This is a genomic window from Salinibius halmophilus (genome assembly GCF_003577475.1).
GTDB lineage: Bacteria > Pseudomonadota > Gammaproteobacteria > Pseudomonadales > Natronospirillaceae > Salinibius > Salinibius halmophilus.
This window is the reverse complement of record NZ_QPEP01000007.1, coordinates 201,356-220,495: the sequence shown is the minus strand read 5'-3', so window position 1 is coordinate 220,495 and position 19,140 is coordinate 201,356. Positions and strand designations below refer to the sequence as shown.

At 47.6% G+C, this 19,140-nt stretch carries 19 protein-coding genes; 2 read left to right on the top strand and 17 right to left on the bottom strand.

The features are described 5' to 3' along the window. Positions 1 to 16: 16 nt before the first annotated feature. The 4 genes from DUW71_RS10000 to DUW71_RS09985 form a co-directional block, all read right to left on the bottom strand. On the bottom strand, positions 17 to 748 hold the full coding sequence (locus DUW71_RS10000; protein WP_119395112.1) for a response regulator transcription factor: 732 nt from the start codon (positions 746 to 748) through the stop codon (positions 17 to 19). A 399-nt stretch (positions 749 to 1,147) separates the two neighbouring features. Continuing rightward, positions 1,148 to 2,008, bottom strand: a complete 861-nt coding sequence (locus DUW71_RS09995; RefSeq protein ID WP_119395111.1) for a M14 family zinc carboxypeptidase — start codon at positions 2,006 to 2,008, stop codon at positions 1,148 to 1,150. Next, complete coding sequence (locus tag DUW71_RS09990; protein WP_119395110.1) at positions 2,005 to 2,268, bottom strand: hypothetical protein; 264 nt, start codon at positions 2,266 to 2,268, stop codon at positions 2,005 to 2,007. Before DUW71_RS09990 ends, DUW71_RS09995 begins: the two co-directional genes overlap by 4 nt. Continuing rightward, a complete protein-coding gene (locus DUW71_RS09985) occupies positions 2,259 to 2,942 on the bottom strand; it encodes a Gfo/Idh/MocA family protein (RefSeq protein ID WP_158583965.1) in 684 nt (227 codons plus the stop codon). Before DUW71_RS09985 ends, DUW71_RS09990 begins: the two co-directional genes overlap by 10 nt. Before the next feature lie 126 nt (positions 2,943 to 3,068). Between DUW71_RS09985 and DUW71_RS09980 the strand changes: the two genes are divergently transcribed. Then, the gene (locus tag DUW71_RS09980; RefSeq protein ID WP_119395108.1) at positions 3,069 to 5,330 is read left to right on the top strand and encodes a two-component system response regulator; all 2,262 of its coding nucleotides are present in this window, start codon (positions 3,069 to 3,071) and stop codon (positions 5,328 to 5,330) included. 1 nt (position 5,331) lies between these two features. On the opposite strand, the gene DUW71_RS09975 is transcribed toward DUW71_RS09980, so the two are convergent. Continuing rightward, on the bottom strand, positions 5,332 to 5,604 hold the full coding sequence (locus DUW71_RS09975; RefSeq protein WP_119395107.1) for a DUF1040 family protein: 273 nt from the start codon (positions 5,602 to 5,604) through the stop codon (positions 5,332 to 5,334). A 138-nt stretch (positions 5,605 to 5,742) separates the two neighbouring features. Here DUW71_RS09975 and DUW71_RS09970 point away from each other — a divergent pair, with 138 nt between their 5' ends. Next, positions 5,743 to 6,945 carry a PP2C family protein-serine/threonine phosphatase gene (locus tag DUW71_RS09970; RefSeq protein WP_119395106.1) on the top strand — a complete coding sequence of 401 codons (1,203 nt, stop codon included), beginning with the start codon at positions 5,743 to 5,745 and terminating at the stop codon, positions 6,943 to 6,945. Between the two features lie 38 nt (positions 6,946 to 6,983). On the opposite strand, the gene DUW71_RS09965 is transcribed toward DUW71_RS09970, so the two are convergent. Genes DUW71_RS09965 through DUW71_RS09910 form a run of 12 tightly spaced genes read right to left on the bottom strand, consistent with a single transcriptional unit; the run spans position 6,984 to position 19,033 of the window. Beyond that, positions 6,984 to 7,250 (bottom strand): STAS domain-containing protein, encoded by a 267-nt coding sequence (locus DUW71_RS09965; protein WP_119395105.1) that lies wholly within the window; start codon positions 7,248 to 7,250, stop codon positions 6,984 to 6,986. Positions 7,251 to 7,261: 11 nt separating this feature from the next. Then, complete coding sequence (locus DUW71_RS09960; RefSeq protein WP_119395104.1) at positions 7,262 to 8,830, bottom strand: methyl-accepting chemotaxis protein; 1,569 nt, start codon at positions 8,828 to 8,830, stop codon at positions 7,262 to 7,264. A gap of 4 nt (positions 8,831 to 8,834) precedes the next feature. Next, complete coding sequence (locus DUW71_RS09955) at positions 8,835 to 9,203, bottom strand: response regulator (RefSeq protein ID WP_119395103.1); 369 nt, start codon at positions 9,201 to 9,203, stop codon at positions 8,835 to 8,837. Further along, positions 9,200 to 9,913, bottom strand: coding sequence for a ParA family protein (locus tag DUW71_RS09950; protein WP_119395102.1), 714 nt, complete (start codon positions 9,911 to 9,913; stop codon positions 9,200 to 9,202). The genes DUW71_RS09955 and DUW71_RS09950 overlap by 4 nt, the downstream gene beginning before the upstream one ends. Next, on the bottom strand, positions 9,910 to 10,146 hold the full coding sequence (locus tag DUW71_RS09945; protein ID WP_119395101.1) for a hypothetical protein: 237 nt from the start codon (positions 10,144 to 10,146) through the stop codon (positions 9,910 to 9,912). The genes DUW71_RS09950 and DUW71_RS09945 overlap by 4 nt, the downstream gene beginning before the upstream one ends. After that, the gene (locus tag DUW71_RS09940) at positions 10,146 to 12,713 is read right to left on the bottom strand and encodes a chemotaxis protein CheA (RefSeq protein ID WP_119395100.1); all 2,568 of its coding nucleotides are present in this window, start codon (positions 12,711 to 12,713) and stop codon (positions 10,146 to 10,148) included. Before DUW71_RS09940 ends, DUW71_RS09945 begins: the two co-directional genes overlap by 1 nt. Then, a complete protein-coding gene (locus tag DUW71_RS09935) occupies positions 12,710 to 13,081 on the bottom strand; it encodes a response regulator (protein WP_119395099.1) in 372 nt (123 codons plus the stop codon). Before DUW71_RS09935 ends, DUW71_RS09940 begins: the two co-directional genes overlap by 4 nt. Then, positions 13,081 to 13,944: a CheR family methyltransferase gene (locus DUW71_RS09930; protein WP_119395129.1), complete on the bottom strand. Its 864-nt coding sequence runs from the start codon at positions 13,942 to 13,944 to the stop codon at positions 13,081 to 13,083. The genes DUW71_RS09935 and DUW71_RS09930 overlap by 1 nt, the downstream gene beginning before the upstream one ends. Positions 13,945 to 13,949: 5 nt before the next feature. Next, the gene (locus DUW71_RS09925; protein ID WP_119395098.1) at positions 13,950 to 14,564 is read right to left on the bottom strand and encodes a HEAT repeat domain-containing protein; all 615 of its coding nucleotides are present in this window, start codon (positions 14,562 to 14,564) and stop codon (positions 13,950 to 13,952) included. Then, positions 14,564 to 15,607, bottom strand: coding sequence for a chemotaxis protein CheB (gene cheB, locus DUW71_RS09920; RefSeq protein WP_119395097.1), 1,044 nt, complete (start codon positions 15,605 to 15,607; stop codon positions 14,564 to 14,566). The genes DUW71_RS09925 and cheB overlap by 1 nt, the downstream gene beginning before the upstream one ends. Before the next feature lie 9 nt (positions 15,608 to 15,616). Beyond that, the gene (locus tag DUW71_RS09915; RefSeq protein WP_119395096.1) at positions 15,617 to 17,110 is read right to left on the bottom strand and encodes a chemotaxis protein CheW; all 1,494 of its coding nucleotides are present in this window, start codon (positions 17,108 to 17,110) and stop codon (positions 15,617 to 15,619) included. A 12-nt stretch (positions 17,111 to 17,122) separates the two neighbouring features. Beyond that, positions 17,123 to 19,033, bottom strand: coding sequence for a methyl-accepting chemotaxis protein (locus DUW71_RS09910; protein WP_119395095.1), 1,911 nt, complete (start codon positions 19,031 to 19,033; stop codon positions 17,123 to 17,125). Between the last annotated feature and the right edge of the window lie 107 nt (positions 19,034 to 19,140).

Genomic DNA, 19,140 nt, shown 5'->3' with positions numbered 1-19,140 from the left:
CTTTCTCCAACCTTTATTACACACCTTGATTAATATCGGCGCAGAACAAATAACCCCGCGAGCGAACAGTTTTAATTCGTCGTGGGTGAATTGGATCATCGCCAACTTTAGGGCGAATTCTGGATACTCGAACATCTACCGAGCGGTCTTGCCCGTCGTAGTCTATGCCACGCAGCTTATGGAAAATTTCTTCACGAGTCAGGATAGTGCCGGCATTACTAGCCAGTAGCCACAGCAAATCGAACTCGGCCGACGTCATATCAACGTTCTCACCCCCTAACCACACCTCTCTCATGCCATAATCTATGGTGAGGTCATCAAAGGTCAGCCGTAGTTTATCGGCTTCCGTCTGGCGACGGTTTAAGCGCGCAGAGCGGCGCAGCAAGGCAGAAACGCGGGCTTGCACAAGGCGCGGGCCAACCGACTTGCAAATGTAGTCATCGGCTCCCATATCAAGCCCAAGAACTTGGTCCAACTCATCTGCCTTATGGGTTAGAAATACAACCGGACCAGCATAATGCTGGCGGCAGAGTTTACAAACGGTTAAACCGTTTTCGCCTGGTAAGTCGAGTTCAAGCAATACCAGGTCTGGGCGCTCGTCACGTATTCGTAACAAGGCTGTCGCACCATTGGTTTCACGCGACACAATAAAACCGTGTTGCTCAAGATGGTCGACCAATGCCTGAGTTTCAGATTCGTTGTCATCGACTAACAAGATACGTGAATTTTGTCCTAGCGAGCTAACCATATTGCCGTTCCAAATTATGCGTCCTTTTACAACTTTAGACGCTTGCGACACATTCGTGTACAAAAATGAAGAAAAAAATATATTTCTTGCTTAACAACTGCCTTTGAGCGCAGCTTTACTGTTAATGCACTTGTAATTTACTGTAGACCAAGCCGCCAAAATTACATCAAATTACGCAAAACAATATATTTTTAACACTGATAGAGACAAAATAAAACATATTTCGCCCATGAATCGACTTTAGGTAACAAAATGAAAAACTTCTTCTACCGACAAAGAATTATGGAACGCAAGACGCACGAGCGCGCAATGGTAAGGGAAAAGTATCAGCATATTGGTGGACAAATAGGACGCCGACCAACCAAGTCTATTCGAGTTAGTCAGCGTTAATAGCAGGTACTATTGGTTGCGATTACGGTCGAACTGATACAAGTAGCGCACAATATCACGCCACATTTGGTCGATATCGCTCTGAGTAGGCATAGAGCCTGCGCTCGCCAACTCTATGGTCACAACAGGAATGCCCATACGGTTCCAAGCAAAGTCGCCAAGCGAGCCTGGGAAAGTTCCCAAGGCCCTATGACTTAATGACCCGAAGCTGCGTGGCGGCGGTGGTGCGGTACTGCCGTCAAAGTCAATAATGCCATGTGGTGCGTGGACACTAAAAATAATATCGGGCCGATAACCCAAAATCATGCGGTCAACCAGTTTCGACTCCGGCTCACTCACCGCTTCTGGCCCTGGATAGTAGCGTGGGCGCTGTGCTTTTTGCTGATCACGGTACTCACTAGCAAGATAGTCGTCATTGGAAGGGAGAAAATTCCGATTTAGATCAACTTCATTAGCATTCCAGCGCGACGACTGATAACGGCCGTTCTCTTGCCGCAAAAGTCCATCCGGGTTGACGACTGGCACGACCCACCAGTCAAAATTGCCCGAGTGGTACTGACGCAAAGTGTCCATCCAAATATAGGTGATACTCACCGATGACAACTCATCACCATGTATGCCACCAAGAAAGAGTACCTTGATTGCGTCATCTTTACTCGCTTCAAATTGGCGCCCTAGTATTGGTCTTCCCTCAACTGACTCGCCCAGCAAGGTATCTAGTTGCAAGTCCGTGCACATTTTATAATCAACACTCGCAAGTCGGTCATCAACTTGCTGGCAGAACTCGCTCACCACTTCAGGAGAAGCTGGTTGCGCTAACAGCGGCGACCACGCCAAGGCAGCGATAGCCGCAATCAAAGCACGTTTCAAGATAAAACTTCCTTCGTTATAGTAAATTGGTAGTGTTGAGCATCATTACAAAGTAATTCTCTTTCAATCTCACTCAGCCAATAGTGAGTCATTAAGTCGCACATTCGCCACTTTTCAATCCAATCACCAGCATGGCTTAACATTTCTAATAATTGCACAAAGCCACGTTGACTCGCAACAGATTGCCAATCACCTGTGCTCACTAGCCGGCGCTGCTTCGCTTCTACAATTTCTCCTGATCGAATGTTGTCTACCAGCATAGACGGTTCGCCCCAACCACCCGCGCCCACTCCTGATCACCCCCAGCGCGGCGAGACATCTCGCCAAACACTCGCTGATCGGACTGCAACCAGTTCACTGCAAGGTCTAAAACACGATTATTATCATCTCGTAAAACCGTCACCTGCATAAACGTAGGCTGCTCTGTCCACCACAGCAAGGTGTCTAGCACATGAATAAAGTCGTCGTATAGAAACGTTTGTATCTCGCCCGGTAAATTATGTCGATGCTTACTAATTTGCCAGGCATTACCGCCAAAAGATTTCAGCTGCTGATACAAGTCAGCGGTTCGCCGATTAAAAGCACAAACGATGTAACAGCTATTCTGCTTGGCTAAGTTTTGCAGCGTCTGTACTTGTTCGAAAGACGTAGCGATCGGCTTGTCTACCAGTACGGATACACCAGCACTGAGCGCCTGATAAGCAAGATCGAAGTGTGCGTTTGTAGCGGCATGGATTGTTACCCAGTTCGGCCGATGCTCAGCTATTGCCGTTTGCAAGGATTGGTACACTGGTAAATGCCACCGCTGGCGTATGGCATCGTGATGCTGAGCTTTCCTTACGACTAAACAGGCATCCAAATGTGTCAGTTCATTTACAGCAGGAAGCCATGCTTTATTAGCGATGTCGCCGATACCCACCATAACAATCTTCATAATGCCCACCTCCTTAAATACGATGCTTAAGTTGCCAGACATTTCCTGACAAGTCGCTCACAGTGTTCTATACCTTAAAGGTAGCCCTATCAGAATCAAGCCGTTAAGCACTCAGGTAGCGATTGAATGTCGGATTTTTTCTTAAATATTGTAGAAGACGAGCCTCAGGCGCTTAGTCCAGAGAAAGTATGGAAAGTAGCGGTTATTGATGATGAGGAAAGCGTGCATCAGGCAACGAAACTTGCCCTTGCCAACACTCACATCATGGGTCGCAAGCTTGAGTTTCTCAATGCGTATTCAGCAAAAGATGGTCTAGCGCTGCTGTCGGCGCATTCAGACATTGCTGTCGTCTTGTTAGATGTGGTGATGGAGACACCTGAAGCCGGTTTGGGGCTTGCGAAGGCTATTCGACATGACCTGCGTAACTTTCACACCCAGATCATTTTGCGCACAGGCCAACCCGGCTATGCACCAGAAGAGTCGGTCATTACCGACTACGAAGTCAATGATTACAAAACCAAAAGTGAGCTAACTCGCACCAAGCTCTTTAGTGCGGTGTATACGGCTGTGCGGGCCTATCAAAATTTAACTAGCCTCGCGGCTGGGCGCGAGGGTTTGCGCAAGATCATTGATTCCGCTTCCACATTATTTCAGGAGCGCTCGATTGCAAAGTTTTCAGAAGGTGCGCTAGAGCAAATCAATGCTCTGTTTAACATTAACTCTGATGGTATTTTTTGTGTGTCTTCGGCACCTAAGAATCCGTCTCCCGAGCTGGCTCAGTACCTTACACAGCACAAACACGTTGACCTAAGCGAGGTTGACAATGATTTTCGCGTAATTGCTACGAGCACTGGCTATAGAGACCTGTTTGGCGTGCCATTGCAGCAGATTCCAAAAAAAGAGGTACGCCAGCTGATCAACCGTGCATTAACCACCAAAAGCCATGTTATTGAAGATCATCATATAGCACTTTACCTGGATACGCCTTCTACGTGGCAGGCTTGTATTTATTTGCATAGCCAGCAAGATATTACCGACAAAGTTGACCACGAAATTTTGAAAGTTTTTGCCAGCAATATCGCGCTAGGGCTCGAGAACACGAAGTTTCTAACCCAACTGGCCGACACTGCCTACAAAGACGATGTAACGAGTTGCTACAATCGCAACGGTTTAATGGAGCGCGCGATTCCGGAAGTGATCGATTCAAATGATCATGCGGTGCTCTACTTACTGGATATCGACTATTTCCATGAAATAACCGAAGCACTGGGTTTTGAGTATGGCAACCGTGTGCTCAATAGCTTTGCTGATAAACTCAAGGATGCCTTTCCAAGTGATGCAATGATTGCCCGCATGCACAGTGATGTATTTGCTGTTATCGTGCCCGGCCACGGCCAACCACCGATCAAGCGTTTAATTGAGCATTGCTCAAACCAGCCGTTAATTTTAGAAAATGGCGATGCATTGCGCCTAGGCGTCACGATAGGTTTATCGATTCATCAAGAGGGAACCCAGGCAGACACCACGCCTGAGTCACTCATTCGCCATGCCGAAGTGGCATTAAATAAGTCAAAGGAACAGCGCCGAGGCTCTGCAACAACATACGATGAGAGCCTAGATGCTGGCAGTCTTGAAAGACTAAACTTACTATCCGAACTGCGTCGTGCATTATCTAGTAATGAGCTTGAGCTTTACGTGCAGCCGCAAGTTGATATTAGCCAGCAGTGTAAAGTTGTGGGGATGGAAGTGTTACTCAGGTGGCACCACCCAATACTGGGCAATATATCACCCGGTGTATTTGTGCCACTTGCCGAACGTTCAGGACTGGCATACGAACTAGATCTGTATGTTTTACGTCACAGTTGCAGTTTAGTGCGCCAGCACCCCGACCTGCCGCCCGTTTCAATTAATCTATCAGCCATGTCGCTAGACCGCGGCGAACTACTCGACGATTTTGCCAGCATTATGGAGCGCTTTCATATCACCACCAAGCAAATATCATTAGAGGTCACCGAGGGCTGTTTGATAAAAGGCAACTCTGCTTTGACCAATTTGCAACGACTGTCGGATGCCGGTTGGGACATTCACCTAGACGACTTTGGCTCTGGCTACTCATCGTTGAATTATTTGTTGAGACTTCCAATATCAACGGTGAAGATTGACCGTTTATTCATCTTAGAGCTGAAAAAGACCCAACATGCCGCCACCCTTCTAACTGGTATCATTGGTATCATTCTAAACATTGGTAAGCGCGTAGTTGTAGAGGGAATCGAAACACAAGATCAAAACGACTTTGTCGCCAATGCAGGGGCCGAGGTAGTGCAGGGCTTTCTGCACTACCGTCCAGTGCCCTTCTTAAGTTTTGTTGATGAGTATAAAAGCCATTAGGCTAGGCATCTTTTTCAATACCCCTAGCGCGTAATATGGCAGCTTTAAAATCATCCTCACAATCCTTGGCAATGCCTGGAATCATATCGTTCGTGGCGTGGTGGCGCATTTTCAATTGGTAAAACAGCACATCATCAGAGAGTTGATCGAGCGCCCCCTCATGCTTAGCCGATTTAGCAAAGCCAGCAATTAACGACAGTAGACTGTCGTTGGGTGACTCTAGCCACGCTTCCTGCAGTAGTTGGCATACTTCTTCAATTTTATGTGTTTGCATCTTGCCTCCCAAAAAAGTACCAGTGAAACAGGAAATGACTTCAGACCATCTGATTTACATCAGTACTAAGAAATAATCCAATCCGAGTACTTGTAATCAGGACATAACGTCTAAACTGAAGAGTGTAGTTTAAAACTTATGGGTAGTACTTTGTTCAAAGAATGGTCGAAGCATAGAAGCATCCATGTTTGGATCGTCGACGACGACCCAACCATCCAGCTTATCATTCAACAAGCGCTTACTGTGCGCTTATCAAGCCTACTTGAAACAAGAGCGATGGCGAGTTTCAATGAAGCCAAGCGGGCGATCGACGAGCAAAAGCCGGTAGACCTAGTCTTACTAGACAACCACCTTGGCGATGGTCAAGGGATCAATCTACTTCCGCAACTTTTGTCTGGTAATCGCGCTTCTTCCTTGCCAGTGCTTATGGTGAGTGGTGATGATGATCAAGACTTCTTGGCAGAATGCTTCAATGCTGGCGCTTCAGACTACATCATTAAGCCATTTAACGTTGATTTGCTTATTCACAAAGTGAAAGCGATGCTTGGCTGGAAGGCCGCACAGGATCAAATTCAAGCCAATAAAGCCACGCTCGAGCAGTTGCTACTTGAACGCGAGCGTGAGGAGCAAATGGCGCTAACGATTTATAATCACTTTGTACGCAAGAACCAGCTTGTTGCTAGTGGCGTTTACAGCTTTCACCTATCAGCGAGTGCTTTTAGTGGCGACTTATTGCTTTCCCGGCAGTCACCTGATGGGCGTTATTTCATCTTGCTTGCCGATGCCACAGGTCACGCTCTGGCTGCCGCCATTACATTATTTCCTGCTGCTGCGATGTTTCAAGATTTAGTGCACAACAATGCCAATGCACACGACATCATTATTGCGATTAACGATCGCCTAACGCGTGAAACGCCCGCCGATCGATTTATTGCCGCCATACTGCTCGAAATCGATCCAGATGAGAAAATGGTATCCATATGGAACGGTGGTTTACCCGATGCACTAGTAGTAACACACGACGAGAACATTGAACAAGTTGAATCGAGTGACATGGCACTTGGCATTTTGCCCTCGAAGGTAATGCAGGCTAAGTTGACCAAGTACCCATTGGCAAAAGTAGATCACATCGTTGTTTATTCGGACGGCTTAAACGAACAAGAAAATAGCGCGGGAGAACCTTTTGGCGATGACCAGATTCTCCAGCTCTGTACGCTCTCTGCCCGCGTTGCCTGCGATGCCATAGCAACCGCCTTCAATGGCCACCGCAAAGGGCGTAAAAATGATGACGATGCATCGCTATATATCATCGACATTGCAGAAATGATTGATTCAGCGTGACAAACGCTGAATCAGCTAATGAATGGTGCAATAAAGAATTATTGAATGGTAAACAAGCGTTCCATATTGGCAATCTTCATCGTTTTTTCAACCGCCCCAGCAAGGTTGGTCAACACAACCTGCACACCATTAGCACTTGCTTTTTCATGCAGCTGTACCAGCATGCCAAGCGCAGCGCTATCAATGTAAATGGTATGACTGAAGTCAAGGCTTACAGTACCGGCTTGCGCCAATACACTTTGCTCCACTTCTTCAAATTTTTGAAAAGCACTAAAATCAAAACGTTCAGGCATGTTAACTTTCATAGCTGCGTCCACTAAAAGAGTTCAATTTTATTACTGTTATCATCACTGGTATCAAGCTCGTCTGTGACATCATTGTGCACTTCTCGCTGCGAGCGCATGTGATACTGGCTAGCGAGTTGTTTGGAATTAATCAACTCAACGTTAGTCAAAGCCTGCGAGTCATCCATTGCGGTAAGCAATGCTAATGCGCCTTCGTTAATGCTTGCTAGCGTAGCGCTCACTTGCTCAAGGCGTTGGCGGGTTATATCTTGGAACTGAATGGACCCAAGCGCTTCTGAAATAACTTCGGCGAAACTATTGTTCTCACGTTCCATGATTTCTAGCACTTCGCTATTTAACGCCTCGTACCTATGATAGAGGTCGGTGACACCAGACATCTGCTCGCTCAAGCGATTCAACTGCTCTAGGTCGTTCTCAGCGCCACTTTGATTCATTTCAGACAAATACGTATCGACCGTGTCAATCAAGGTGCCTATGCCCTCTTGGATTTGCTCTGCTGCGTTATCGGAGCGAGCAGACAAGCTTCTTACCTCGTCAGCCACCACCGCAAAGCCTCTACCATGCTCACCGGCCCTTGCGGCCTCGATTGCCGCATTAAGCGCCAACAAGTTAGTTTGCGCAGCAATGTTGCGAACCAGTTCAATGAGAGAGTCAAGTTCCTTGGCTTTATTCATGACTTCTTGTACTTGTGCCTGCTGCGCTGCAACGGATTCTCGACGCGATTCGATATAACCGGTCATATTATTGAGCGCATCGGTCACCGCAGACAACTCGCTGTCACCATCGTCACGCAGCTCCGATGACTGATTAACAACCTTGTGCAGCTCGTCACTCATTTGTTGAACCAGCTCATCTAATCGAGTGACTTGAGCAACAATAGTGTTAGACGCCTCTTCGGTTACATCCGCAATTGAATTGGTTTGTTTTTGCAGTATTTGATTGATTTCATTGGCTTCACTCAAATGCCGCGCAAACTTAGTAATAATTTGCAGCCGGTTGCGCAAAAAGTCTTCGGCTTGGCGGCTTGAAACAAACTCACTAAACGGCAGAACGTTAGAGCGCATGAGCACCCACGCTCCAACCAAAAACGATAGACCGATCACTAACAGCACAACAAGCAAGCTAACTTGCAACTCTGAAATAAAGCCAGAAACACTTTCGTTAATGTCGGCATGCAGCACAGATGCACTAACATTGAGGCTGCCTTCTTGCAGGTTTACAGTTAACCGCTCAGCACTCGCCGACAAGGGATCACCAATGGTTAGTTTAGTGCCGCCTTGGCTAATATCGATTTGCGTCGCTGGCGATAGATTTATCGATTCAACCAGTGCTGTAAGCGGCCCTTGCGCGGCATCTAGCGTTTCATGCTGTTGAGCAATAAAAAGCATAACTTGTGCAGCCGACGTCAACTGGTTTTCAAGCTGAGTCGTGTAGTTGTTAATGATTGACTGCCTCTCATAGGCGAAACAACCAACCAATACCATCACGACGACGGTGAAGGTCGCCGCAATCACAATCGAGATCAGCAGATTCAAACGTTTTTTATTGACTGCCTCATCCAGCACGTTCTGATTCGTCATGATATTAGACGCCCGGTAAGACTTTTTTCAGTACTGCTAATAAATCATTTGGTGCAACGGGTTTAACCAACCAACCTGTGGCACCAGCGGCCTTAGCTTCCGCACGCTTACTAGCTTGTGATTCTGTTGTTAACATAAGGATGGGCTTAAACCGCATTTTAGGCTGCGCTTTAAGCTGCTTAATTAATTCAATGCCATCCATCCCTGGCATATTCAAGTCGGTAATCACCAAATCGGGCGCAAACTGCTGCACAGTAGTCAGTGCCTCTTGCCCGCTCGTGACGGCTTTGGTTTCAAACTGGGCCTTTTTTAAAACGCTTTCAAGGCTCATCAGCATAGTCTTCGAGTCATCGACGAGGAGAATTTTTTTCATGCCTGCCCCCACAATGCAGAAATTTCATCGGCGAGTAGCTGGTAATCCATCGCGCCTGTACAGTCTTTAGCATAGTCATAGATTGGCAAATGCGCTGAAAAGGCTTCTGCCAATTTAATATTACTTCGAATTGGCCGTAGCACCCGCTTTTCGCCGTATTCTGCACGCATTGATGTGACCACTTGTTGGTGGATGTTTAACCGGCGGTCAAACATCGTTGGCAATAGTCCAATTAATCGCAGGTCTGGGTTATACGCTGCCGCGACCTTCATAAACAATCGCGTTAGTTGGTGCACACCAGCAACCCCAAGAGGTGTGGCAGCAAATGGCACCAAGAGTGCATCACTTACTCGCACTGCCGTATTGAGCGCTTCATCATTGGTAGGCGGCGTGTCGATTATCACATGTTGAAATCGAGCCTTTACCTGGTGCAACCAAGTGATAAAACGCACCGAATCAAATGATTCATCATCAGCAATTTGGCATAGCGTTAACCTAGGCCAATCATTATGCTCGCTAAGCGCCTCATCACACTGCCAAGGCGACTGCGCAGATGCCACACCACCAAACCCCTGATTCACATGCCCTTGGCTATCTAAATCGACGACCAGAACAGAATGATTCGCCAAGCTCAAATAGCGGGCAAGGTTAACAACCGTTGTTGTTTTGCCCGTACCACCCTTGCGGTTACAGACCGTGAGTACCGTCATATTAGGCGCAATTTTTGCAGAATTTGCTGCTGACTTGCTGAACTCGGCGTAACACTAATCACCACGCCACTTGCGATCAGCACCTGGGCTACGGCGGTGTGCATATACTCATTGTCCTTTAGGTTCACCTTTCCGTTGGGTGTTTCTAGCAGCCAGTCAACTAGCGTTTCTGCATCCTCAACCTCTAGCGTTTTATCGGCGACCGCGACCGTTTTTTTGAGTTGCCAAGCCATTAGAGCAAGTCCTCCAAATTCAAAACGAGTAGAACACTGCCATCGCCAAGCATGGTGGCACCTGAGTAAGCGGTAAACTCACGCATAAACCCAACCATCGGCTTTTGGATAATCTCTAGGTCACCGAGGAAATCATCAACCTCCAAGCCAAGCACGCCTCGATGAGTGGAAACAATAAGCAACGAAACTTCGTCTCTTTCTGGAATCGTGTCGATCGCCAGCAAGTCCGCTAAGCTTTTAATCGGAACCAGCGTATCTCTCAGTACAATGGTTCGCCTATTTCGCACCGTTTGTACTCGGTCAACTGGTATGCGAACCGTCTCGTTAATAATATCCATTGGAATGCCGTATTGTTGCCCAGACACTTCAATACGCATCACCCGTGAGACGGCGACCGACAATGGCAGGTGTAGGCTAATAGTAGTGCCGACATCAACTGTGGAGGAAAGCTCTACTGTGCCGCCAGCGCTCTCGACGGCATTTTTTACTACATCCATGCCCACACCGCGGCCAGAGAGGTCGGAGGCCGTATCGCGGCTTGAAAAACCTGCGGCAAAAATGAGTTGTTGCGCTTCTTTGTCGGTAAGGCGCTCAAAAGTCTCTTGATCAATAACACCCTTATCAAGCGCTTTTTGTTTAATTACCGCCGGATCAATGCCCTTACCATCATCCTGAAGTTGAATGAGTACCTGATCTTCTTGCGGGGTGGCTGATAATATAAGCTTGCCAACCGCAGGCTTGCCTTTTGCAACGCGCTCATCAGCTGCCTCTATGCCATGGTCGACACTATTGCGAATCATATGGACTAATGGGTCAACCAAGCTTTCAATCACATTTTTATCTGCTTCTGTCGACTCACCAATCAACGTTAGATCGATCTGCTTATTAATCTTGCGTCCAATATCCCGCACTAATCTAGGGAAACGCTGAAACACAGACGATACCGGCACCATACGCACCGACATAATGCCCTCTTGCATCGCCGACACGAGCCGGTCGAGTACTTGGTATTGTGCTTTAATTTCTTTGCTTATTTGGCGATTTCCGTGCTGCTTTTCCGCATTTTCAGCAATAAATGGCAACGCGTTTTTAGCAACAATTAGCTCTCCTGCTAGGTCCATGAGTTGATCAATTTTTCTTTGATCAACCCGTAACATCGTATTGCCTTTGCTGTCTGACTCATTAGCTTTATCAGCCGCCACCGAGCTCGCTGGTAACGCAGTCGCGAGCGTTTCTTGCGGCTCTACAGTTGGCAACACGTCAAGCTCATTGTTACTGAGTGCTGAGACAATAAACTGAATAAGCGCTTCAACACTTACTTTTGCCTTGGCTTGTGCAATTGCCTCGTCTAACTCAGCAACTTGGCTTGGTGCAACCAAGCCCACACTGCTGCGCAACACATTGGCGACCGATGCAATGGCACCGGCAATCAGTTGGTCGTCGGCAACAGATTCAAGTAACTCAATTTGCGTCTGCCAAACTGCTTTAGCGACATCGACAGGAACCTCTAGTGACTTGTTGGAAGCAGAGGATTTTTCATTACTATCTTGTGGTGCCTCGGATGACGCCTTTTCTAGTGGCTTTTTGTGTGCAGCAGTACTGACGTCAATCGCTAGCATCTCTTGCAGTAGTTCAAGCGCGTCATCACCAAGGTCGATAAACCAGTCTACGGCCTGCCAAGCCTTACTATCGGGATTTAACACACTGTGCAGAGGTTGCACTAACTTCGACAGCTCGGTATCGCTAGTTAATTGCTCCTTAACTGCCTGCAAGGCATCGTGCTCAATATCACTACCATGACAGAACAACAACTGTTCGGGCTGTACCTCAAGAATAGTGATCTGCTCCGCTACGTATTTTAGATGCTCTCGCAGCTCGCTCTCTGTCGCTGTACTAATGGCTTCAAACGACAAAGCGCAAACAAACGGGTCATAAGACTCATTAAACGCACTAAGCGAATGTGCACTTTGCCAATCGTATAGCCCAGGTAACAACTGTATAGTTCGCAGCGGGTCTTCACCGTTAAAAAAACACTGTGGATCCGGTTTATACTCAAGCCAATAAATGCTCTGTTTGGCTAACCACCATTTTTTTCTGTCTTCGTGAGCAATGGTCTCTACCATCGCAGGCAAGGGTGCGGCCGTTTTTTCAGGTGCCGGTTCAGCGACTGCTATATTCGAATCGGCACTATTTAACTGGCGTATGTTAGCAATAAACGATTGTGCCGTTGCCTCTGCATCAGATGGCAATAGCTCTGTTTTTTCTAAACTGTCAAGCCAGCTGCCTACCTGGTCTAAACTATCGAGCGCAAGGTCGATCACCTCACTGCTTACTACCCCTATGCCGTTGCGTAATGCATCAAACAAGTCTTCAAGTGCATGAACGAGACTGCCTAATGGATGTATATCAAACAGCCCAGAAGACCCTTTAATTGTATGTATAGATCGAAACACTTCATTAATAATTTCAGCGTCTTGTGGTTGCTTTTCCAGCTTCAATAAAGCCTGTGCGCCTTCCTGAAGGTTTTCCCTCGACTCTTGTACAAAAGACTCTAACAATGGATTCATTGACTGCCTCCCGTCATCACCAAGGCAATATTCACCAATAACTCTGGTTCAGCTGGTTTAACTAAATAATAGTTTGCCCCCTTCGCGTACGCTTGCTGGCGATCCTGCTCTTCCTGCTCTGTGCTAATCATGACAATTGGGATACCGCGTAGTGCTTCCTGACGCCTTACCTCGCACATTAACCGATAGCCATCCATTTTTGGCATATTGACATCGACAAGCATTAAGTCGAACGGCTGTTGCATAGCGTGTTCAAGGGCTTCAACACCGTTTTCGGCCTCGCATACATCAAAGCCCGCTGTTTTTAGTAAATCACAGTGATAAAGCCGCACGGTTACGGCATCATCAACCACCAGTACACGCTTCATCACAGCCCCCTTTCCAATGGCTTCTGATAGGCAATCGCCTTGCGGAACTTTTTAACGGTAAATAAAGAGCTTATTCGGCTCATTGACTCACTATGGCCCAAAAATATATAGCCACCTGGTTTGAGTGCATCAAAGAATACTTCGGCTGCATTTCTTCTTGAAATATCATCGAAGTAAATCAATAAATTACGGCAAAAGATCAAATCGTAGTTTCTATATGACCTTGTTTGCTTAATATCAGCAAGATTAACCTGGGTAAAATTAATAGCATTCTTAATGTCTGGACTTAAATGATAAAACTTCGTTAAAGCGTCGTACTTAAAATACTTATCTTTTATATTTTTTGGCAAATATTGAACAGATCGCTCGCTGTATATGCCTTTTTTACACTTTGCAAGCATAGCGGTATCAATATCCGAAGAAATAATTTCCACATCATATTCTTCGATTCCAGGCCAATGCTCGAGTAAAAAGATGGCGATACTGTATGGTTCTTCGCCGGACGAGGACGGAATAGACCAGATTTTTAGGCTTTTGGTTGGCACGCGCATGTTAATATTGTTACGTACTAACTCATCCATAACCTCTTCGGTCATACACTCAAACTGATATTGTTCTCGAAAAAAGTAGGTTTCATTAACCGTCATCGAGTTGATCAGCTGTTCAATTTCCGAATTTTTTGGGTTAAATCGCAGCTCAGTAAAATAACTGCGAAAGTCTGGGTGGCCTGTTGCTGCCATCCGAGCTTGCAAGCGTTTATCAACAAAGTAACGTTTACTTACATCAAAATGGATGCCCGTTTTGCGATAAAAGAAGTCTCTAAAACGCTCAAAGTCAGCTTCGGTGATGTGATCATTGGCCATAGGCATCACGAAGCCTCGGCAATTCGATGAATGGCTGTTTTGACTGCAAACGACAAATAAGGCTGATTTGGGAAACGCTCTGTTAGTGCTTGTAGCTCAGGGATCATCTCTGGTGTGCCCACCTCAGCAAGGCGGTCTACAGCGGCAGCAACCACGTTTATGTGTTGTTCGTCTTTAATTACGGACAGCAACCATTGCGGCGTGTCGGGGTGAGCAAGTAGCTGCAGAATATCAACGGCAAAAATCCGCACATCGGAATCCACATCATTTAACAAGGCAAGAATATGCGGCCCAACAAAATCGGGATAGTTTTGCAGTATGCCGATCACCTCGTTGCGCACAAACACATTCTCGGAGCGCAAATAGTCTAGTAGGTCATTTGCCAGCTGTGCGTCAAAATGTTGCTGCAACGAATCGAGTATAGCCTCCAGCACTGCCACATCAGTTTCATTTTGCAGTGCCAAAATGAGCTCAGACCTGCCATTGGGATGGTCGGCTAAATCTCTAGCAGCTAAGCGTTTCTCTGCCATACTGCCATGGTTTAACAGCTCTACAAGCGCTTCAAAGCTGACTGAATCTTGAGGCTCATCAGTCTTGTCTGTCGATTTTTTTAGCCCCATTATTTACCCACCCATTTCGTAAGCTGCTGCGCAATTTGATCCAAGGGTAAAATCTCGCTCGCCCCACCAAGATCGATTAGGCACTTAGGCATACCAAACACCACAGCTGTCGCTTGCGACTCAGCAATGGTGCGCGCGCCGCGTTTATGCATTTCGGCCATGGCCTGTGCACCATCGTCACCCATACCGGTAAGTTGCACACAAACAAGGCGTTTGGCGGGAATAACACCCTCTGCCGAGTTGATTAAATGCGTAACTGAAGGGTGCCATGTATAGTTTGATTTTGCTGGGATGGCAGAGCCAAACAACTTGCCGCTACGCAGCGACAACTTGGCGTCAGCGCCACCTTTACAGATATGCACCACACCAGGCTCTAGTGCCATCGTATGAGAGAGCTCTATGACTTCTAACTGGCACACACCATTGAGTCGCTGAGCAAACACGCCGGTGAAGCGCTCTGGCATATGTTGAGCAATGATAATGGGCGCCCCAAAGCCTGCGGGTAACTGGCGAACGAGCGCTTCAATTGCACCAGGTCCACCGGTTGACACCCCTATGAGAACGGCATCAACATTGGCCGATTTATTAATGGCTGCAACCGGCTCAACTGGTTTCGCCGAGGCCGAAACAGGTAGCACACGGTTAACCTTTTTAGCCGCCACAGCGGCATTAACCTTGGCAATGATCTCTTCCTCAACGTCCGCCATATTGAGCGACACAGTACCACCAGGTTTACCCACATAATCAACGGCACCAAGCTCTAGTGCTTCAAACGTTGCCAGAGCGCCTTGCTCAGTCAATGATGAGACCATGACCACGGGCACATCGGAAATTTCGGTAATTAGGCTTAAGCATGTCAGGCCATCCATTACCGGCATATTGATGTCGAGCGTCACAACGTCTGGCTGATGTTTTTTGACTTGCGCAACACCCTCCTCGCCATTTCGGGCTGTGATAATCTCGTAGCCTGCCTTGCGCAACCCCTCGGCAATAGTGCGCCGCATTAAAGCTGAGTCATCAATAACCAGAGCTGTCTTCGCCATATGTTTCTCCTAAAGGTCGCCGAGCACACCTTGATCATGCTCAGATAATAGATACTCAGGATTGACAATTTGAATCATTCGCGAATCGTCGACGAGGTTAGCGACTCTGTCTAACAGCAAACTACTGTCAGCGGTTAAATTAGGCGCCGCGGTGATATGCTCTTCATCGATATGCATTACTTCAACCACTGAGTCGACAATAAACCCTACCCGTTGCTCACCAATATTGAGCACAAGTACACGTTGGGCATCACTTGCTTGTGATCGAGGCATTCCCAACACAACATGCAGGTCTATTACTGGCAGCACTATGCCTCGCAGGTTCGCCATGCCCTCAACAAAGTCAGGGGTTTTTGGCACTGCTTTTAAGTCTTTAGGTAGACGAGTGATTTCCTGCACATTAGCAATGGTGATGCCGTATTCTTGTTGTTTAAGCTTAAAAATCACCATTAACTGACTGCTATCGTCTTGATCCTCTGAGGCGTCCTCATCGGCATCGATTGGCTCTTGCTCTTGCAGCACTTGTTGCACCTCCCCTTGATCGAGTAAATGTGGCAACGACAATAAACTGATCAACCGCTTGCCTTGGTCTAGCTTTACCAGCGACGCCAACTCGCCATTACCAGCATCTAATAACTCAGGTGCAGACTCACGCATTGCGCTAGGTAGATTGATCACCTCGCGTACCGAATCGACAACTAGACCTAGGGTGACAAGATGGCCGGAACGGTTACGAACCTTGCACACTAATATTCGATGATGCTCGCCTAACTCGCCTTCTGATTGAGCAAAAAGCGCCCTTAAACTGGCAACCGGCGTAATGGCGCCTCGTAACTCCATTACGCCAATAATGTAGGGCGCTGCTTGAGGAATGACATTAATGCGCTCAGGAACACGAACGATGCTTTCAACACTAGCAAGATCAATACCGTATTCCTCATTGTTGAGCATAAAGGTTACAACGAGCTCGTCTTCCTCGATCTCGGCTTCTTGCGTGCCCAATGACGCACCAGACTGACGCTTGGCTTGTCCCACCATCAGCATATTTTCGCTGAACTGGCCAGCCAATAAGCTACTTGCTGACAGAACTTGAATTAGATGACCATCTTGATTGATCACACCCGCCAACTGGCTCGCGTCAGCAATACTGTTTATGTCATCATGTGATGCCTCGTCGAGCTGTGCTTGGGTCACTCGCGATACCTTGTCGACCACCAAGCCCACCATTGGGTTCATATCCACAACCAGTACACGTGTTGAATCGGTTGCCTGCATCGGAGCAAGCGACAATAAACTGCGCAAACTCAAAATAGGGAGCAAGGCGCCTCGAAGGTTACTCAGACCTAATAAAGCAGGTGGCGTTAATGGCACTTCTACTAAAGAATGCAGGCGAACAATTTCGGCTACCGATGCCATGGGCAACGCAAAAGTTTCATTCCCCACAAAAAACGTGACGAACTGATCACTATCTGCCGCAACCTGCACTTCGTCTACTTCAGACATAGCAAGCCCCCTTTATAAGCTTTGCAACTCATCAGCAATTGAGGCAATGCTCTCGATGGCACTTGCAAGACTCTCAGCACCTTGAGACTGCTGTTGCGCAGCAGCAGACGACTCAGCCGCATTGCTTGCTGCCTGCTCAGCGGCAGCGGCAATCTGCTCAATGGCTTTTTTCGATTGACTGATCGCGACGGATATTTCGTCGGAGCTGGCGGCAATACTGGCGTTGCTATTTTGCACCGAAACCATTTCACGCGTTGCTGCCGTTAAGTTTTCTAGCACCGACTTGGCTTTCTCTGCTTCCTGTGCTGAAGCTTCGGCGAACAATGTCAGGTCGGCCATCGTGCGCTCGGCTTGATCTTGAATCGCTTTGACCTGATCTTTAATTTGCTCAATATTCTCGCTAGCGTCGTCTGCCAAGGCTTGAATATCGGATGACACAACCGCAAAGCCTTTGCCAAACTCACCGGTTCGAGCCGCTTCGATGGCGCCGTTCACCGCCAACATACTGGTTTTAATCGATACGGTAGCAATGGAATCGGTAATTTTGTCTATTTGGCGGGCTAGCTTAACGAGTGCCTCCACATCGCCTTGTCGGCCGCGCACCATCTCTGCTGCAGCATTTATGCTTTGAATAAGCTTTTCGACGCTCTCCGCATTTTCTTGCAGCATTTCACTCATGCTGTTGCTCGCTTCAACCGATTCTTTGGCATCTTCACCTGCTTTGGTTGCCGCTGCTTCAATTTGATTGATGCCAGCCGATGCTTGCTCCGATGCAGTCGCAGCTTGCTCAGCCCCCCGGCTTAACTGACCAACGGCAGCCATAATCTCGGTTGCACCACGGCTAATTTCTTCAACCGAAGCCGACAATTCTTCTGCGGCTGCAGCCACCTCTTCAGCGCTCTTGGTAATTTCGGTTGAGCGTTTTAGTTCGTCGGTTTGGTCTTCCAGCATAGATGATGCTTGTTCAGCGTTTTGTAACGCTACCCCTTGTTGCTCAAGGGTTTTCATTACTTCTTGCGCTGCCGATGATTGCTCTTCTGCTGCCGCTGCAATCGCCTCAGCCCCTTTTTGACTGTCGCTTACGGCAACTTCCAGCTCGGCGCTTGCCTGAGTTGTTGCCCGGGCGCGATCATTGATCTGCTCTGCTTGTACCTTAATGGCATCAAGCTGCTCGGTAACCTGCATAGCCGATTCTGCATCAACTTTTGCTTGTTCCGCCGAGCCTCGCACGGCTTCAGCAACCTTGCGTGATTGTTCTTGAATTTGGCTAATCAGCTCGCCAATGTTCGAGGCATTCGTCTCGGATACTTCCGCTAATGAACGCACCGTATCAGCGACAACAGCAAAACCTTTACCATGTTTCCCCGCTCGTCCTGCTTCAATGGCTGCGTTTAATGCTAACAAGTTAGTTTGATCAGCTATTCGGCTAACTTGATTAACCGCTTCACTAATGGTGACCGACTGGCTCTCTAAGTCATCCATCATCTTGGCTGAGTTTTCTTGGGTTTGTACCGAAGATTTCACGTTATTGACGACCGAGGTGACCTCGATACCCAAGCGCTCCATCATAAGCTTCATTGAACCCGTTTTAACTTCAGCATCGTTCGCCGCTGTGGCCTGTTGTTTGAGCTGTTTGGCAATTAGGGTAATGGCACTTAAGCTTTCCTGCGAGGCGCCTGCAGACTCCTCAGCACCGCTTGCAATTTCGGTCATCGCAGTACTCAGTTGCTCACGCGCCGCTGCCGCTTGAGTAATACCGCTGCTTAGTTCCACAGCCGCCGTTGAAATACGCTCAGCAGCCTGCTGCTGCTTAGCTAGCGTTCGAGCTCTGCGACGCTTCTCTTCTGCTGCACGTCGCTCAGCTGCGCTGCTTGTTTGATCATCATGGGATTCAGGGGCTGGATTGCTATTTTTTAGTGCCATGAGTGTTACCTATGTGTTTGCTCGCGCAACGCGCATCTATAAATGCAGCAAAGCCCAACCCCCTAAAAATTCCAGAAATTGCCGCTTTAAATTACTCAATTCATACA

What these genes read in the sequence shown, in the direction of transcription:
- DUW71_RS10000 (WP_119395112.1), bottom strand. Translation starts at nt 748, where the DNA reads ATGGTTAGCTCGCTAGGACAAAATTCACGTATCTTGTTAGTCGATGAC.
- DUW71_RS09990 (WP_119395110.1), bottom strand. Translation starts at nt 2,268, where the DNA reads ATGCTGGTAGACAACATTCGATCAGGAGAAATTGTAGAAGCGAAGCAG.
- DUW71_RS09985 (WP_158583965.1), bottom strand. Translation starts at nt 2,942, where the DNA reads ATGAAGATTGTTATGGTGGGTATCGGCGACATCGCTAATAAAGCATGG.
- DUW71_RS09980 (WP_119395108.1), top strand. Translation starts at nt 3,069, where the DNA reads ATGTCGGATTTTTTCTTAAATATTGTAGAAGACGAGCCTCAGGCGCTT.
- DUW71_RS09975 (WP_119395107.1), bottom strand. Translation starts at nt 5,604, where the DNA reads ATGCAAACACATAAAATTGAAGAAGTATGCCAACTACTGCAGGAAGCG.
- DUW71_RS09970 (WP_119395106.1), top strand. Translation starts at nt 5,743, where the DNA reads ATGGGTAGTACTTTGTTCAAAGAATGGTCGAAGCATAGAAGCATCCAT.
- DUW71_RS09965 (WP_119395105.1), bottom strand. Translation starts at nt 7,250, where the DNA reads ATGAAAGTTAACATGCCTGAACGTTTTGATTTTAGTGCTTTTCAAAAA.
- DUW71_RS09960 (WP_119395104.1), bottom strand. Translation starts at nt 8,830, where the DNA reads ATGACGAATCAGAACGTGCTGGATGAGGCAGTCAATAAAAAACGTTTG.
- DUW71_RS09955 (WP_119395103.1), bottom strand. Translation starts at nt 9,203, where the DNA reads ATGAAAAAAATTCTCCTCGTCGATGACTCGAAGACTATGCTGATGAGC.
- DUW71_RS09950 (WP_119395102.1), bottom strand. Translation starts at nt 9,913, where the DNA reads ATGACGGTACTCACGGTCTGTAACCGCAAGGGTGGTACGGGCAAAACA.
- DUW71_RS09945 (WP_119395101.1), bottom strand. Translation starts at nt 10,146, where the DNA reads ATGGCTTGGCAACTCAAAAAAACGGTCGCGGTCGCCGATAAAACGCTA.
- DUW71_RS09940 (WP_119395100.1), bottom strand. Translation starts at nt 12,713, where the DNA reads ATGAATCCATTGTTAGAGTCTTTTGTACAAGAGTCGAGGGAAAACCTT.
- DUW71_RS09935 (WP_119395099.1), bottom strand. Translation starts at nt 13,081, where the DNA reads ATGAAGCGTGTACTGGTGGTTGATGATGCCGTAACCGTGCGGCTTTAT.
- DUW71_RS09930 (WP_119395129.1), bottom strand. Translation starts at nt 13,944, where the DNA reads ATGGCCAATGATCACATCACCGAAGCTGACTTTGAGCGTTTTAGAGAC.
- DUW71_RS09925 (WP_119395098.1), bottom strand. Translation starts at nt 14,564, where the DNA reads ATGGGGCTAAAAAAATCGACAGACAAGACTGATGAGCCTCAAGATTCA.
- cheB (WP_119395097.1), bottom strand. Translation starts at nt 15,607, where the DNA reads ATGGCGAAGACAGCTCTGGTTATTGATGACTCAGCTTTAATGCGGCGC.
- DUW71_RS09915 (WP_119395096.1), bottom strand. Translation starts at nt 17,110, where the DNA reads ATGTCTGAAGTAGACGAAGTGCAGGTTGCGGCAGATAGTGATCAGTTC.
- DUW71_RS09910 (WP_119395095.1), bottom strand. Translation starts at nt 19,033, where the DNA reads ATGGCACTAAAAAATAGCAATCCAGCCCCTGAATCCCATGATGATCAA.